Origin of the sequence: Leuconostoc lactis KCTC 3528 = DSM 20202 (assembly GCF_014651235.1) — a bacterium.
In the GTDB taxonomy this organism is placed as follows: Bacteria; Bacillota; Bacilli; order Lactobacillales; family Lactobacillaceae; genus Leuconostoc; species Leuconostoc lactis.
This window is the reverse complement of record NZ_BMWM01000006.1, coordinates 29,836-42,249: the sequence shown is the minus strand read 5'-3', so window position 1 is coordinate 42,249 and position 12,414 is coordinate 29,836. Positions and strand designations below refer to the sequence as shown.

The 12,414-nt window shown below is 44.0% G+C and carries 18 protein-coding genes; 16 read left to right on the top strand and 2 right to left on the bottom strand.

Annotated elements, in window-relative coordinates:
• Nucleotides 1-6 precede the first annotated feature (6 nt).
• The 13 genes from rplF to rplQ all read left to right on the top strand — a co-directional run bounded on the left by rplF (nt 7) and on the right by rplQ (nt 6,942).
• Nucleotides 7-543 carry a 50S ribosomal protein L6 gene (gene rplF / locus IE039_RS02980; RefSeq protein WP_010006452.1) on the top strand — a complete coding sequence of 179 codons (537 nt, stop codon included), beginning with the start codon at nt 7-9 and terminating at the stop codon, nt 541-543.
• Between the two features lie 99 nt (nt 544-642).
• Nucleotides 643-996 carry a 50S ribosomal protein L18 gene (gene rplR / locus IE039_RS02975; RefSeq protein WP_009999853.1) on the top strand — a complete coding sequence of 118 codons (354 nt, stop codon included), beginning with the start codon at nt 643-645 and terminating at the stop codon, nt 994-996.
• Between the two features lie 18 nt (nt 997-1,014).
• Nucleotides 1,015-1,521 carry a 30S ribosomal protein S5 gene (gene rpsE, locus IE039_RS02970; RefSeq protein ID WP_009999850.1) on the top strand — a complete coding sequence of 169 codons (507 nt, stop codon included), beginning with the start codon at nt 1,015-1,017 and terminating at the stop codon, nt 1,519-1,521.
• Nucleotides 1,522-1,532: 11 nt separating this feature from the next.
• A complete protein-coding gene (gene rpmD, locus IE039_RS02965) occupies nt 1,533-1,715 on the top strand; it encodes a 50S ribosomal protein L30 (protein WP_004899438.1) in 183 nt (60 codons plus the stop codon).
• A gap of 28 nt (nt 1,716-1,743) precedes the next feature.
• On the top strand, nt 1,744-2,178 hold the full coding sequence (gene rplO / locus IE039_RS02960) for a 50S ribosomal protein L15 (protein ID WP_009999848.1): 435 nt from the start codon (nt 1,744-1,746) through the stop codon (nt 2,176-2,178).
• Complete coding sequence (gene secY / locus IE039_RS02955; protein ID WP_010006451.1) at nt 2,178-3,512, top strand: preprotein translocase subunit SecY; 1,335 nt, start codon at nt 2,178-2,180, stop codon at nt 3,510-3,512. The genes rplO and secY overlap by 1 nt, the downstream gene beginning before the upstream one ends.
• Nucleotides 3,505-4,068: an adenylate kinase gene (locus tag IE039_RS02950; protein ID WP_010006450.1), complete on the top strand. Its 564-nt coding sequence runs from the start codon at nt 3,505-3,507 to the stop codon at nt 4,066-4,068. Before secY ends, IE039_RS02950 begins: the two co-directional genes overlap by 8 nt.
• A 108-nt stretch (nt 4,069-4,176) precedes the next feature.
• Entirely contained in the window at nt 4,177-4,392 is a 216-nt protein-coding gene (gene infA / locus IE039_RS02945; RefSeq protein ID WP_002816015.1) for a translation initiation factor IF-1, read from the top strand.
• A gap of 45 nt (nt 4,393-4,437) precedes the next feature.
• Nucleotides 4,438-4,557, top strand: a complete 120-nt coding sequence (gene rpmJ, locus IE039_RS02940; protein ID WP_009999832.1) for a 50S ribosomal protein L36 — start codon at nt 4,438-4,440, stop codon at nt 4,555-4,557.
• A gap of 84 nt (nt 4,558-4,641) precedes the next feature.
• Complete coding sequence (gene rpsM, locus IE039_RS02935) at nt 4,642-5,013, top strand: 30S ribosomal protein S13 (RefSeq protein ID WP_010006448.1); 372 nt, start codon at nt 4,642-4,644, stop codon at nt 5,011-5,013.
• A 130-nt stretch (nt 5,014-5,143) separates the two neighbouring features.
• Nucleotides 5,144-5,530, top strand: a complete 387-nt coding sequence (gene rpsK / locus IE039_RS02930; RefSeq protein ID WP_009999830.1) for a 30S ribosomal protein S11 — start codon at nt 5,144-5,146, stop codon at nt 5,528-5,530.
• A 46-nt stretch (nt 5,531-5,576) separates the two neighbouring features.
• A complete protein-coding gene (locus IE039_RS02925; RefSeq protein WP_009999829.1) occupies nt 5,577-6,521 on the top strand; it encodes a DNA-directed RNA polymerase subunit alpha in 945 nt (314 codons plus the stop codon).
• 37 nt (nt 6,522-6,558) lie between these two features.
• A complete protein-coding gene (gene rplQ / locus IE039_RS02920) occupies nt 6,559-6,942 on the top strand; it encodes a 50S ribosomal protein L17 (protein WP_010006446.1) in 384 nt (127 codons plus the stop codon).
• A gap of 52 nt (nt 6,943-6,994) precedes the next feature.
• Here rplQ and IE039_RS02915 read toward each other — a convergent pair whose 3' ends face one another.
• Together IE039_RS02915 and IE039_RS02910 are read right to left on the bottom strand one after the other, a co-directional pair.
• A complete protein-coding gene (locus IE039_RS02915; RefSeq protein ID WP_189428702.1) occupies nt 6,995-7,993 on the bottom strand; it encodes a polyprenyl synthetase family protein in 999 nt (332 codons plus the stop codon).
• 100 nt (nt 7,994-8,093) lie between these two features.
• Nucleotides 8,094-9,764, bottom strand: coding sequence for an FAD-dependent oxidoreductase (locus IE039_RS02910; RefSeq protein WP_189428701.1), 1,671 nt, complete (start codon nt 9,762-9,764; stop codon nt 8,094-8,096).
• Nucleotides 9,765-9,951: 187 nt separating this feature from the next.
• Here IE039_RS02910 and IE039_RS02905 point away from each other — a divergent pair, with 187 nt between their 5' ends.
• From IE039_RS02905 to IE039_RS02895, 3 genes are read left to right on the top strand one after another with little or no spacing between them, the layout of a single operon-like run.
• Nucleotides 9,952-10,773 (top strand): energy-coupling factor transporter ATPase, encoded by an 822-nt coding sequence (locus IE039_RS02905; protein WP_010005197.1) that lies wholly within the window; start codon nt 9,952-9,954, stop codon nt 10,771-10,773.
• A complete protein-coding gene (locus tag IE039_RS02900) occupies nt 10,749-11,606 on the top strand; it encodes an energy-coupling factor transporter ATPase (protein ID WP_189428700.1) in 858 nt (285 codons plus the stop codon). Before IE039_RS02905 ends, IE039_RS02900 begins: the two co-directional genes overlap by 25 nt.
• Nucleotides 11,599-12,399 carry an energy-coupling factor transporter transmembrane component T family protein gene (locus IE039_RS02895; protein ID WP_189428699.1) on the top strand — a complete coding sequence of 267 codons (801 nt, stop codon included), beginning with the start codon at nt 11,599-11,601 and terminating at the stop codon, nt 12,397-12,399. The genes IE039_RS02900 and IE039_RS02895 overlap by 8 nt, the downstream gene beginning before the upstream one ends.
• The last annotated feature ends 15 nt before the right edge of the window (nt 12,400-12,414 follow it).

Here is a 12,414-nt window from a genome sequence, read left to right as displayed (position 1 = left end):
CTTACCATGAGCCGTATTGGAAATAAAGTAATTACATTGCCCGCAGATGTTGAAGTATCTCAAGAAGGTACAGTTGTTACTGTTAAGGGACCTAAGGGAACATTGTCACGTGAAATTGCACCGCAAATCACAATGACTATTGAAGGTTCTGAAGTAACATTCACACGCGCAAGCGATGATAACAAGACAAAAGCTTTGCACGGTACAACACGTGCAAACGTTGCTAACATGGTCGAAGGTGTTTCTACTGGATTCACTAAGACATTGAAGCTTGTCGGTGTTGGTTACCGTGCCGCAAAGTCAGGTTCAAAGTTGACTTTGTCTGTTGGTTACTCACACCCAGTTGACTTTGAAGACCGCGAAGATTTGACAGTTGAAGTACCAGATGCTTTGACAATCAAGATTTCAGGTATTTCAAAGCAAAAAGTCGGCGATTTCGCTGCTGAAATTCGTGCCGTACGTGCCCCAGAACCTTATAAGGGTAAGGGTATTCGTTACGAAGGTGAAGTTGTTCGTCGTAAGGAAGGTAAGACTGGTAAGTAATCAAATCGTCAGATTTTTTAACTTATTCGTATTATTTTCAATTATTAATCACAATAAATTTAACATGGCGTAAGCCATCAAGAAAAGGAAAGCACAGCTATGATTTCAAAACCAGATAAAAACAAGCTCCGCTTAAAGCGCCACAAGCGCGTTCGCGGCAAGATTTCTGGTACTGCTGCTCGCCCACGTTTGAACGTTTTCCGTTCTAATGCAAACATCTACGCGCAATTAATTGATGACGTAGCGGGTGTAACGCTAGCAAGTGCCTCAAGCCATGATGCAGAAGTATCAGGTACAAAGACAGAACAAGCTATTAAAGTTGGTGAATTGATCGCTACACGTGGTAAGGCCGCAGGATTAGAAGAAGTTATCTTCGATCGTGGTGGTTACTTGTACCACGGCCGTGTTCAAGCATTAGCAGAATCAGCCCGTGAAAACGGCTTGAAGTTCTAAGGAAAGGAGGAATAAAAAATGGTTGAATTCGTTAACCCTAAGTCACTTGGTGAATTAGAAGAAAACGTTGTTGCTATTAACCGTGTCACAAAAGTTGTCAAGGGTGGTCGTCGTTTGCGTTTCGCAGCGTTGGTTGTCGTTGGTGATAAGCAAGGCCACGTTGGTTTTGGAACTGGTAAGGCACAAGAAGTTCCTGAAGCTATCCGTAAGGCAATCGAGGATGCTAAGCGTAAGATGATCACTGTACCAACAGTAGGGACAACTATTCCTCACGACGTCCTTGGCGTTTGGGGCGGTGGTAAGATCTTGATCAAGCCAGCCGAAGAAGGTTCTGGTGTTGCTGCCGGTGGTGCTGCACGTTCTGTTATGGAATTAGCAGGTATCGCCGATGTGACTGCAAAGTCACTTGGCTCATCAACGCCAGTTAACGTTGTCCGCGCAACTTTTGAAGCTTTGACAAGCTTGAAGGATGCAGAAGAAGTAGCAGCTTTGCGTGGTGTTTCATTGGAACACTTGGCTGAATAAGGAGCGATAAAATGGCTGATTTGAAAATCACTTTGATTAAGAGTGCGGCTCATCGCTTACCAAAGCAACGCGCGATCGTTAAGTCACTTGGACTTGGTCGTGTATCTAGCTCAGTGGTGAAGCCTAACAACGAAGCTACTCGTGGCGCAATTTTCCACATTGCTCACTTGGTTAGCGTTGAAGAAGTAAAGTAATAACGATAAAAATAGGAGGTACCGAAAGATGAACTTGAACGAATTACAACCTGCTGCAGGTTCACGCAAGTTGCGTAACCGTGTAGGTCGCGGTACGTCATCAGGAAACGGTAAGACATCTGGACGTGGTCAAAAGGGTCAAAAGGCTCGTGGCAAAGTACGTTTGGGATTCGAAGGTGGTCAAATGCCTTTGTACCGTCGTATTCCAAAGCGTGGATTTACTAACATTTCACGTAAGGAATTTGCTGTGGTTAACTTGGAAAAGTTGAACGCATTCGCAGATGGCACAGAAATCACGCCAGCACTTTTGATTGAAAGCGGTGTTGTTAAAAATCAAAAGTCAGGTATCAAAGTCTTGGCTGTCGGTCAACTTGACAAGAAGTTGACTGTTAAGGCACATAAGTTCTCAGGCGCTGCTAAGGCGGCTATCGAACAAGCCGGTGGAACGACTGAGGTAATTTAATGCTACGCACGTTATTTAATGCAGTACGTGAAAAGGATATTCGCAAAAAGTTAGGGTGGACCTTCCTACTTCTGTTTATTTACAGAATTGGAACGCACATTACTGTGCCTGGTGTTAACCCTGCTGCAATGGCGGATATGGCCAATTCAGGATTAATGAACATTCTGAACATTTTTTCTGGTGGCGGTTTGATGAACTACTCATTGTTCGCAATGGGTGTTTCACCTTACGTGACGGCACAAATTGTTGTGCAACTTTTGCAATTAGATATCGTGCCTCGCTTTGTTGAATGGAGTAAGCAGGGTGAAGTTGGTCGGCGAAAGTTGAACAACGCCACACGTTGGTTAACCCTCGTGCTTGCATTTGTTCAGTCCGTAGGTATTACAGCTGGATTTAATTCACTGACAGCCTACGGACTTGTTAGCCACACAAATGATGTGATGTCATACCTTGTCATTGGCACGGTTATGACCATCGGAACATTTTTTGCCATGTGGCTAGGTGAAATGATTACTGAAAAAGGATTAGGAAACGGTGTTTCCATGATTATCTTTGCTGGAATCATTGCACAAGCACCTTCAGGCATGTATGACATTTTCAAAGAAAATATCTTACAAGCCAACTCAAGTGATTTAGTCAACGGCATTGTCTTTATGGCTGTGTTGACAGCTGCCATGATCTTGGTCATCGGCATTACAACATGGTTCTATGAAGCCACACGTCGTTTACAAATGCAGTACACACGTTCTGCAACATCATATGGTAGTGAAGCTTATTTACCATTGAAGGTTAACGTCTCTGGCGTTATTCCAGTCATTTTTGCCTCATCATTTATTAGTACACCACAAACGATTTTGTTGGCATTCCAAGGTAAATATGCGTCAGCGCAATGGTATCAAGTTATGCAAGATCTATTTAGCTTGACAACACTACCGGGTGCAATTCTCTACACTGTTTTGATTATCATCTTTACCTACTTCTATGCCTTTGTCCAAGTTAACCCTGAGAAGTTATCAGAAAACTTGCAAAAGCAAGGGGCTTACATCGTCGGTGTACGTCCTGGTAATGAGACAAAGGCTTATGTGTCACAATTACTTTTGAATTTGAGCTTTGTTGGTTCAATCTTCTTAGGTTTTGTGGCCTTGGTACCACTCATTGCCTCAGATGTCTGGGGTTTGAACGAGAAAATTGGACTAGGTGGCACAAGCCTTTTGATTACAATTGGCGTGGCGCTTGATTTGATTCGTCAAATTGATGGCTTGATGCAAAAGAGAAATTATATTGGGTTTATCACAAAAGATCAGTTAGCAAATCGGGAGGCAGCTAATGGCTAAGAATTTGATTTTGTTAGGTTTGCCAGGTGCTGGAAAAGGCACACAAGCAGACCTTATTGTTAAGGATTATCCAATGGTTCACATCTCTACTGGAGATATTTTCCGTGCCAATTTGGCCAATGATACAGAATTGGGAAAGCAAGCACGTGAATATATGGACGCTGGTAACTTGGTCCCTGACGAAATCACAAACGCAATGGTTGCTGATCGTTTGAGTCAAGCAGATGTTCAAGCTGATGGTTTCATCTTAGATGGTTACCCTCGTAATGAAGCGCAAGCGGCATTCTTGGATAAGTATTTAGCGGAAAATGGGACATCAGTCTCTGCAACACTTTATTTTGAAGTTTCTGATTCATTGTTGCGCGAACGTCTTTTGGGACGTGGCCGCGCAGATGATACACCTGAAGTTATTGACAACCGTTTGGCGGTCAATAAAGCAGCGAACTTGCCATTGGTAGATTACTATCAAAAGGCAGGTGTCTTGCACACAATCGATGGCGGACAAGAACTTGCCGAGGTGTATCATGATGTGAAGGCGGTTTTGGATAACTTGTAAGCAAAGTTTCTGAAATCACATTGAGAAGTACTAGCAAATCTGGTATAATTTGATAGGTTAAGCACTTCTCAACAATGTTGAACATTATTAGCACAGGAGGTTAAGTGCATGGCCAACGATGTCATTGAAATCGAAGGTAAAGTGAAAGAAACTTTACCAAATGCGATGTTCCAAGTAGAACTCGAAAATGGCGCAGTTATTTTGGCACACGTTTCAGGTAAAATTCGTAAGAACTTTATCCGAATCTTGCCAGGTGACCGTGTCACAGTCGAAATGTCACCATACGACTTAACGAAAGGTCGTATTACTTATCGTTTCCGTTAAGAAGTGATTTGGAATAATCAGTTAACCGAATAGGAGGAATAGATTATGAAAGTACGCCCATCAGTTAAAAAGATGTGTGATGCTTGCCGCGTTATCAAGCGGAATGGTCGCACAATGATCATTTGCCCAGCTAACCCTAAGCACAAGCAACGTGCTGGAAAGTAATTTTCCAGAACTAGGCAATTTTAAAAAATTATTGTAAATAGACATAACTGTCATTTTCAAAATACTAACAGGAGGTAAATTGTTATGGCTCGTATTGCAGGTATTGATTTGCCACGTGACAAGCGTATTGTCATTGGCTTAACATACATCTACGGAATCGGTAATACTACTGCACAAAAGATTTTGGCTGAAGCAGGCGTTTCAGAAGGCGTCCGTGTTCGCGATCTCACAGCAGATCAAGAAGACGCCATCCGTGCAACAGTTGACAAGTTGAACTTGCAACTTGAAGGTGATTTGCGTCGTAAGGTATCACTTGATATCAAAGCGTTGCAAGAAATTGCTTCATACCGTGGCATTCGTCATCGTAAGGGCTTGCCCGTTCGTGGACAAAACACGAAGAACAACGCTCGCACACGTAAAGGCCCAGCTAAGGCAATTGCTGGTAAGAAGAAGTAATCTCTGATTATTTTTTCTGTTGTATCCTAATCGATACGGCACATGATTATCGTAACCATAGTTACGTAATGTTGGTTAAGTAATTAACCCGAGAAATTATATAAAAAGTATTGAAAAGGAGGCAAACATTATGGCAGGTCGTACAACGCGTAAGCGTCGTGTGAAGAAGAATATTGAAACTGGTGTTGCTCACATCCACTCAACATTCAACAACACAATCGTCATGATTACAGATGTTCAAGGTAACGCAGTTGCTTGGTCATCAGCCGGTGCACTTGGCTTCAAGGGAAGCCGTAAGTCAACACCATTCGCTGCTCAAATGGCAGCAGAAGCAGCCGCAAAGAGTGCCATGGAAATGAACATGCGCACTGTTGCAGTTACTGTTAAGGGACCAGGTTCTGGTCGTGAATCAGCAATTCGTGCTTTGGCTGCAGCTGGCCTGGAAGTAACATCAATCAAAGATGTTACACCAGTTCCCCACAACGGATCACGCCCACCAAAGCGTCGTCGTGTTTAATTGATTTTCATTGCTCTTGCTGTGAAAGAAGGGGTAAGAATTACAGATGATTGAATTTGAAAAGCCAAATATTCATAACATCGAAGAGGATGCCCGCTATGGCAAATTTGTTGTAGAGCCTCTTGAACGCGGATATGGTACAACGCTTGGGAACTCTTTGCGTCGTATCTTATTGTCATCGCTCCCGGGCGCAGCCGTTAACACGGTGCAAATTGACGGCGTTGTTCACGAGTTTTCCACCGTGGATGGTGTCGTTGAAGATGTCACACAAATCATCTTGAACCTCAAGAAGGTTGTGTTGGCGATTGATTCGGATGATGAACGCAGCCTTGAAATCGATGTTCAAGGTCCGGCTGAAGTGACTGCTGCAGATTTGCAAGCAGGTGCAGACGTTGAAGTTTTGAACCCTGATTTGCATATCGCTACTGTGGCAGCAGGTAAGTCATTGCATATGACAGTCACGGCAGTTAAAGGTCGTGGTTACTCATCAGCTGACGAGAATAAGCAATTGCGTGAAGAAATGCCGATCGGCGTTTTGGCAGTTGATTCAATTTATACGCCTATCGAACGTGTGAACTACCATGTAGAAAACACACGTGTCGGTGCACGTGATGATTATGATAAGCTCACTTTTGATATTTGGACTAATGGTTCAATCAAGCCTAGTGATGCTTTGAGCCTAGGTGCAAAAATCTTGGCGGAACATTTGAACTTGTTTATGGATATTTCTCCAGTGGCAGCTGAAGCCAATGTTATGGTGGAAGCGGAACCTGTTGCCGTTAGTGCGTCAGATTCTGCGCCAATTGAAGACTTGGACTTATCAGTTCGTTCTTATAATTGTCTCAAACGGGCCGGTATCAACACTATTGTGGAGTTGACAGATCGCACTGAAGCCGACATGATGAAGGTGCGTAATCTCGGTCGGAAATCACTTGACGAAATCCAAGAAAAGCTGACTGAAATGGGCTTAGGATTCCGTAAGGAAGATTAACACATGTCTTTAAACTACTAAAAAGGAGGATTCACCAATGCCATATCGTAAATTGGGTCGTACATCTTCACAACGTAAAGCTTTGTTGCGTGACTTGACTACTGATCTTTTGATCAACGGTCGTATCACGACAACTGAAGCCCGTGCGAAGGAAGTTCGTAAGACAACTGATAAGATGATTACATTAGGTAAGCGTGGTGACTTGGCGGCTCGTCGTCAAGCTGCTGCCTTTGTCCGCAACGAAGTTGCTGACGTGATCGAAGACGGCGACAACGTGAAAGTACAATCAGCTTTGCAAAAGTTGTTTGATGACGTTGCACCTCACTTTGCTGAACGTAATGGTGGTTACACACGAATTCTCAAGACTGTCCAACGTCGTGGCGATGCCGCTCAATTGGTCATCTTGGAACTTGTTGATTAATTACGTTACATCTAAAAAATACCCCTTGGAATTAAATTCCAAGGGGTATTTTTTAATGATCACGATTAAGTAATAATTGACTTAATTGCTCAAGTTGCGTTTGAATGGTTGGTTCAGGTAAGTTGCCAATTAAGGCTTGTAGTTGTTCAGTGTAGTCTGTGAGTAACGTATTCAGTTTTGCCATCGCGTGACTTTGTGTAATGAGTTCGTGTAAACGAATCATGTCAGCATCGCTAATCAAATCGCGTTGCATGAGTAAGGCACGAATATCATCACGTACAGTTGGATCGGTGAGGGCAAATAAGACTGGGGCAGTGTAGATCCCATTGCGAATATCTTGACCAATGGGTTTACCAAGAGATAATTGTTGGGTAATGGATTCAAAATCTAAGTAGTCATCCAATAACTGGAAGGTAATCCCCAAATTTTCACCTAACTGACTCACAGTGTCTTGTAGGTCGTCTGCGATGGTTTGACCACTAATCAGTCCAAAGGTCACACTGAGTTTGAACAAGGCCGCTGTTTTGCCTTTGATTTGCGACAAGTAAGTGTCAAAGGTCGCATCCACATTAAAGCGATGATGCTTTTGGACTAATTCACCGAATAAAATGTCTTGTAGGGCTGTTAGTGCAAGTTGGTTGGCTTGGGGTAGGTTTGTTTGTTCAAGTAACGAAAACATACCAGTCAACAAGTAATCACCAGCATAGACGGCAGTATCTTTGCCAAAACGACTTTGAATACTTTCGTAACCACGACGTAATTTGGATTCATCAATAATGTCATCATGAATTAAGGTTGCCAAGTGTAAAAGTTCGACACTGGCACCGAGCTGAATCGCTTGTTGGTTATAAGGTGTTGTCGTGAGTTTTGAGAAAATAAGGGTTAATGCTGGCCGAACGAGTTTACCGGCATTCAGTTGTGAGCGAATTGCTGTATCAATGTCTTCGAAGCCGATATGCCAGCTGGTTGCCATGCGATTTAAAACAGCGACTAATGGTTCGGATAATTCGGGAAATTGTTCCCACATTTTTGGAAGAGTAGGGGTTACCATGTTAAATTTCTCTATTTCTCTCGGCCAACTGAACGCGCAGTATGGCTTATTTTATGTACAAAGTGCGAGAATACACATTCTCGCACTTTTTAATTATAACTTATTTATCTAAATCATCGTAGAGTGACTTTGCTTTACCATACCAAAGGACACCAAGACCCTTTTGTAGCAATGGCACGACGTAGAAGTCAAGACCGAAGCCACGACCAGCGCCGTTCATCACCGCGATACTTGAGAAGATCAAGAACCAGTGTGTGAGATCAAAGCCATTAGATGCCCAAGCAGCAATGGTCAAAATAATTGACACTAGCGCTAATGGCCAAGTCATCAAACCAACAATCAAACCGGCACCTGTCACAATTTCAATAAAGCTTGCAAGGCCATGTTGCCAGAAGAGGTCGTTGAGCGGCCCAACTTTACCTAGCGCGGCCAGGATCCAGAAGAGACCCAAGAAGATACGCAAAGGTGTTGACCACAAGACGTTACCAAGGCGAGAAACAGCACCACGGAATGGGTTACGACCGTTGGCAGTACGGAAGAATTCGTCCAACATGTAGTGGAAAATTGAATACATTGAACGGATTTGTGAATAGAAGAAAAGGTTGATACCGTGCTTAGCTAAACTAGCGAAGAAGCCAGAGAAGTTCAAGCCCATCAAGCTGGCAACCGCGTAGTGTGAACCAATTGAAACGGCGTAACCGTGGTAGCTCACCACTTCACCAAATGTCTTTGGCTTGGCAAAACCAAGATCGGCCAAAATATTGTTTGAGGCAGCGCGGGCAGCACTTTCAGCACCTTCAACAGTTTGTGGGACTGGACCAGTCTTTTCATCAACGTAAGACAATGTGTCACCCACAACATAAATGTCTTCGGCTGGTTGATCATCTTCAAGCGTTGCGTGCATGTAGTCGTCGGCTTCGATACGGCCACCACGACCATACTTGAAGCCCCAGTCAGAGATAAAGGACTTAGCCTTCACACCAGCTGTCCAAATGAGGGACTTAGTTGGCAAAGTTGAGCCATCCTTGAAAATCACACCGTTTTCATCAACACCAGTGACCATGGCACCTAGGCGAAGATCAACACCGTTGTCAGTCATGTACTTCAAGGCCTTGTCAGCCAAACGACGGTCTTGTAGCATGTTCAAAATTGTTGGCGCTGCTTCAAGCAATACCAACTTGATTTCAGATTCATCCAACTTGTAAGTGTCAGCCAAGACCTTACGTTGTTCAATAAATTCACCCATCAATTCTGCACCAGTAAAGCCAGAACCAACCACCGCAATGGTCAACATTTGTTCACGCTTAGCTGGATCAAGTTCGCCGGCACCTTGACCGATGATGCTTTCAACATGATGACGGATAGCCAATGATTCTTCCATTGACCACAATTCAAAGCCGTGTTCCTTCACACCTGGTGTGCCGAAATCGTTTGATTGACCACCAACGGCCAAAATCAACTTTTCATAGCTCACGTCACCGTGAGTTGTCTTAACGATTTTAGCGGCCTTATCGATGTCATTAACTTCGGCCGTCAACAACTTGACATTTTTATTTTGGTAGAAGAGATGTTCCAAGTCTTCTTGCACGTGCTTTGGGGCCACACGCTTTGAAGCCACTTCATGCAACTCAGTCATGTACGTGAAGTAAGAATGCTTATCAATCAAAATGATATTGTATTCTTTGTGTGATTTTAATTTCTTTGACAAAGTTTTTGCTGCGAATACACCACCGAAACCAGCGCCAACAATGACAATGTTTTTTTCTGCCATGACTCTTTTCTTCCTTTTGTGAATTATATAATATTCTTGTGAAATACCTTTTTTATTATAGACCTATTTTCGTTACTTTAAAAGCATTTCGGCCAAAAAACCTTTGTGAAAAAAATAGTGATTATAATAAAGCAGGGGGAAACTCAATATAGTATTCAGGCCCTAACCTATGATAGAATAAGGTCTAATGACGCAAGCAATAGAAATTCACAATTTAAACTATCAATATGATGACGACCAAACATTGTTTGATGGGTTCGACTTAACGATTGAAGCTGGACAATGGGTTGCGCTAGTGGGCCATAATGGTTCAGGTAAATCAACGTTAGCGAAGTTGATTTTGGGCTTAATTGAGGCCAATGCCGGTGACATCACTGTTTTTGGTGTGCCATTATCGGCAGAGACGGTGCATGACATTCGTGACCAAATTGGCATGGTCTTTCAGAACCCTGATAACCAATTTGTTGGCGCAACGGTCGCCGATGATGTTGCTTTTGGCTTGGAAAATCAACAGTTACCCAGTGCCGATATGCCAAAGCGAATTGATGACGCATTGACGGTCGTTGGGATGCAAGGATTTAAAGATCGCGAACCCCACACGCTTTCTGGTGGTCAAAAGCAACGGGTCGCCTTGGCCAGTGTGTTGGCCTTAACGCCTAAAATTATTATTTTAGATGAGGCGACGGCTATGCTTGATCCAGATGGTCGTGAGACCGTGATGGCAACCTTACAGGACCTCAAGGCCCGTTTTGGTGATGCGTTAACGTTAATTACGATTACGCATGATATGGATGAAGCGGCACTAGCTGATCGTGTTATGGTGATTAATGACGGGCAACTCATCCTTGATGGCACCCCAGAAGCGGTCTTTAGTCAACGACAGGTGATGCATGACAATGGGTTGGCATTACCTTTTGCAGGTGAGTTAGCGGCACAATTGACGCCGACACCTGAACAGTATTTAGATGAGAGAGAATTGATTCAGTGGCTATCACGTTCGAAAAAGTAAATTTTAGTTATGGCGCCGGCACAACCCTGGCCCAAGCTATTTTGCATGATGTCACCGTGACCATGCCAACCGGCCAAGTGACCGCAATTGTTGGCCAAACCGGCTCAGGGAAATCAACCCTTGTGCAGCATATTAACGGCTTGTTGAAGCCAACTGAGGGGCGGGTATTGGTTGATGGGTTTGAACTCACGCCACGGACAAAAGAAAAGCAACTGATGCAACTGCGGAAAAAAGTGGGAATTGTCTTCCAATTTCCAGAGAATCAGTTGTTTGCCAATACCGTGTTGGCGGATGTGATGTATGCCCCGTTAAACTTTGGTGCCGATCAGGCGACAGCTAAGGCTGCTGCCGAAGCGGCTTTGCGTCGTGTTGGTGTTGATGAATCACTTTGGGAAAAGTCACCCTTTGAGCTTTCTGGTGGGCAAATGCGTCGTGTCGCCATGGCCGGAACGTTAGCAAGTGATCCGAGCGTGGTGGTGTTAGATGAACCTGCGGCGGGCTTGGATCCGAAAGGGCAAGCAGAACTGTTGCAATTGGTATTAGAGTTGAAGAACCTGGGCAAAACGGTGATCTTTATTTCGCACCATATGGATCATGTGGTGGCGGTGGCTGACCAAGTCGTTGTCATGCACGATGGTCAGGTCGTGGCCAATGAAACGCCGGCGCAACTATTTAATCGCGATATGGCATGGTTTAAAACCATGAAGTTAGATCTACCAAAAGCAGGGCAATTTACGGAAAAGTTAAAGGCGGCTGGGGTCGTGTTGCCAGAGCGGCCACTAACATTGCCGAGCTTAGCCACAGCCATTAATGCGGAGGTCGGCCATGAATAACATTATGATTGGCCGTTTTGTGCCAGGAGATTCCTTTATTCATCGCCTTGATCCACGGACTAAAATGATTGGGACGTTTGTCTATATTTTGGTGTTATTGTGGGCCAATAGTTGGGCGACGTATGCTTGGGCGGCAATCTTTGTCTTGGGCTTGATTCGCTTAACGGGTCAGCCGTTTAAGCTATATTGGGATGGGTTAAAACCGATTTTTTGGCTGATTTTATTTACGGTCATCTTGCAGTTAATCTTTACCCCAGGAACGCCCGTCCTTTACCAGCTGGGGCCGATTAAAATTACGACCCCAGGGTTAATTAATGCAGTTTATGTGATGTTGCGGTTTATCCTCATCATCTTGATGTCAACAATTCTGACATTGACGACCCCACCAACCAGTATTGCCAACGCCTTGGAAATGCTGTTAGGGCCGTTAAAAAAGCTGCGGGTGCCGGTGGCGGAGTTAGCGTTGATGTTGTCCATTGCGCTACGATTTGTCCCGCTATTAATGGATGAAACCCAGAAAATCATGAACGCTCAAAAGTCACGTGGGATGAGCTTTTCTACGGGTGGACCGATTAAACGGGCCAAGGCGATTATTCCCTTGCTGATTCCGTTGTTTGTAGGGGCGCTACAACGCGCCTTGGACTTAGCCAATGCGATGGAAGTGCGTGGGTTTAAAGATGCTGTGCAACGGACAAAATACCGTGTATTGCATTATGGGCACAATGACATGCTGGCTTTTGTGGGCTTAGGTGTTTTTGTGGTGATTTTTGTGATTGTGAATTTATATTTGTAAGCTAACGCGTCAAAC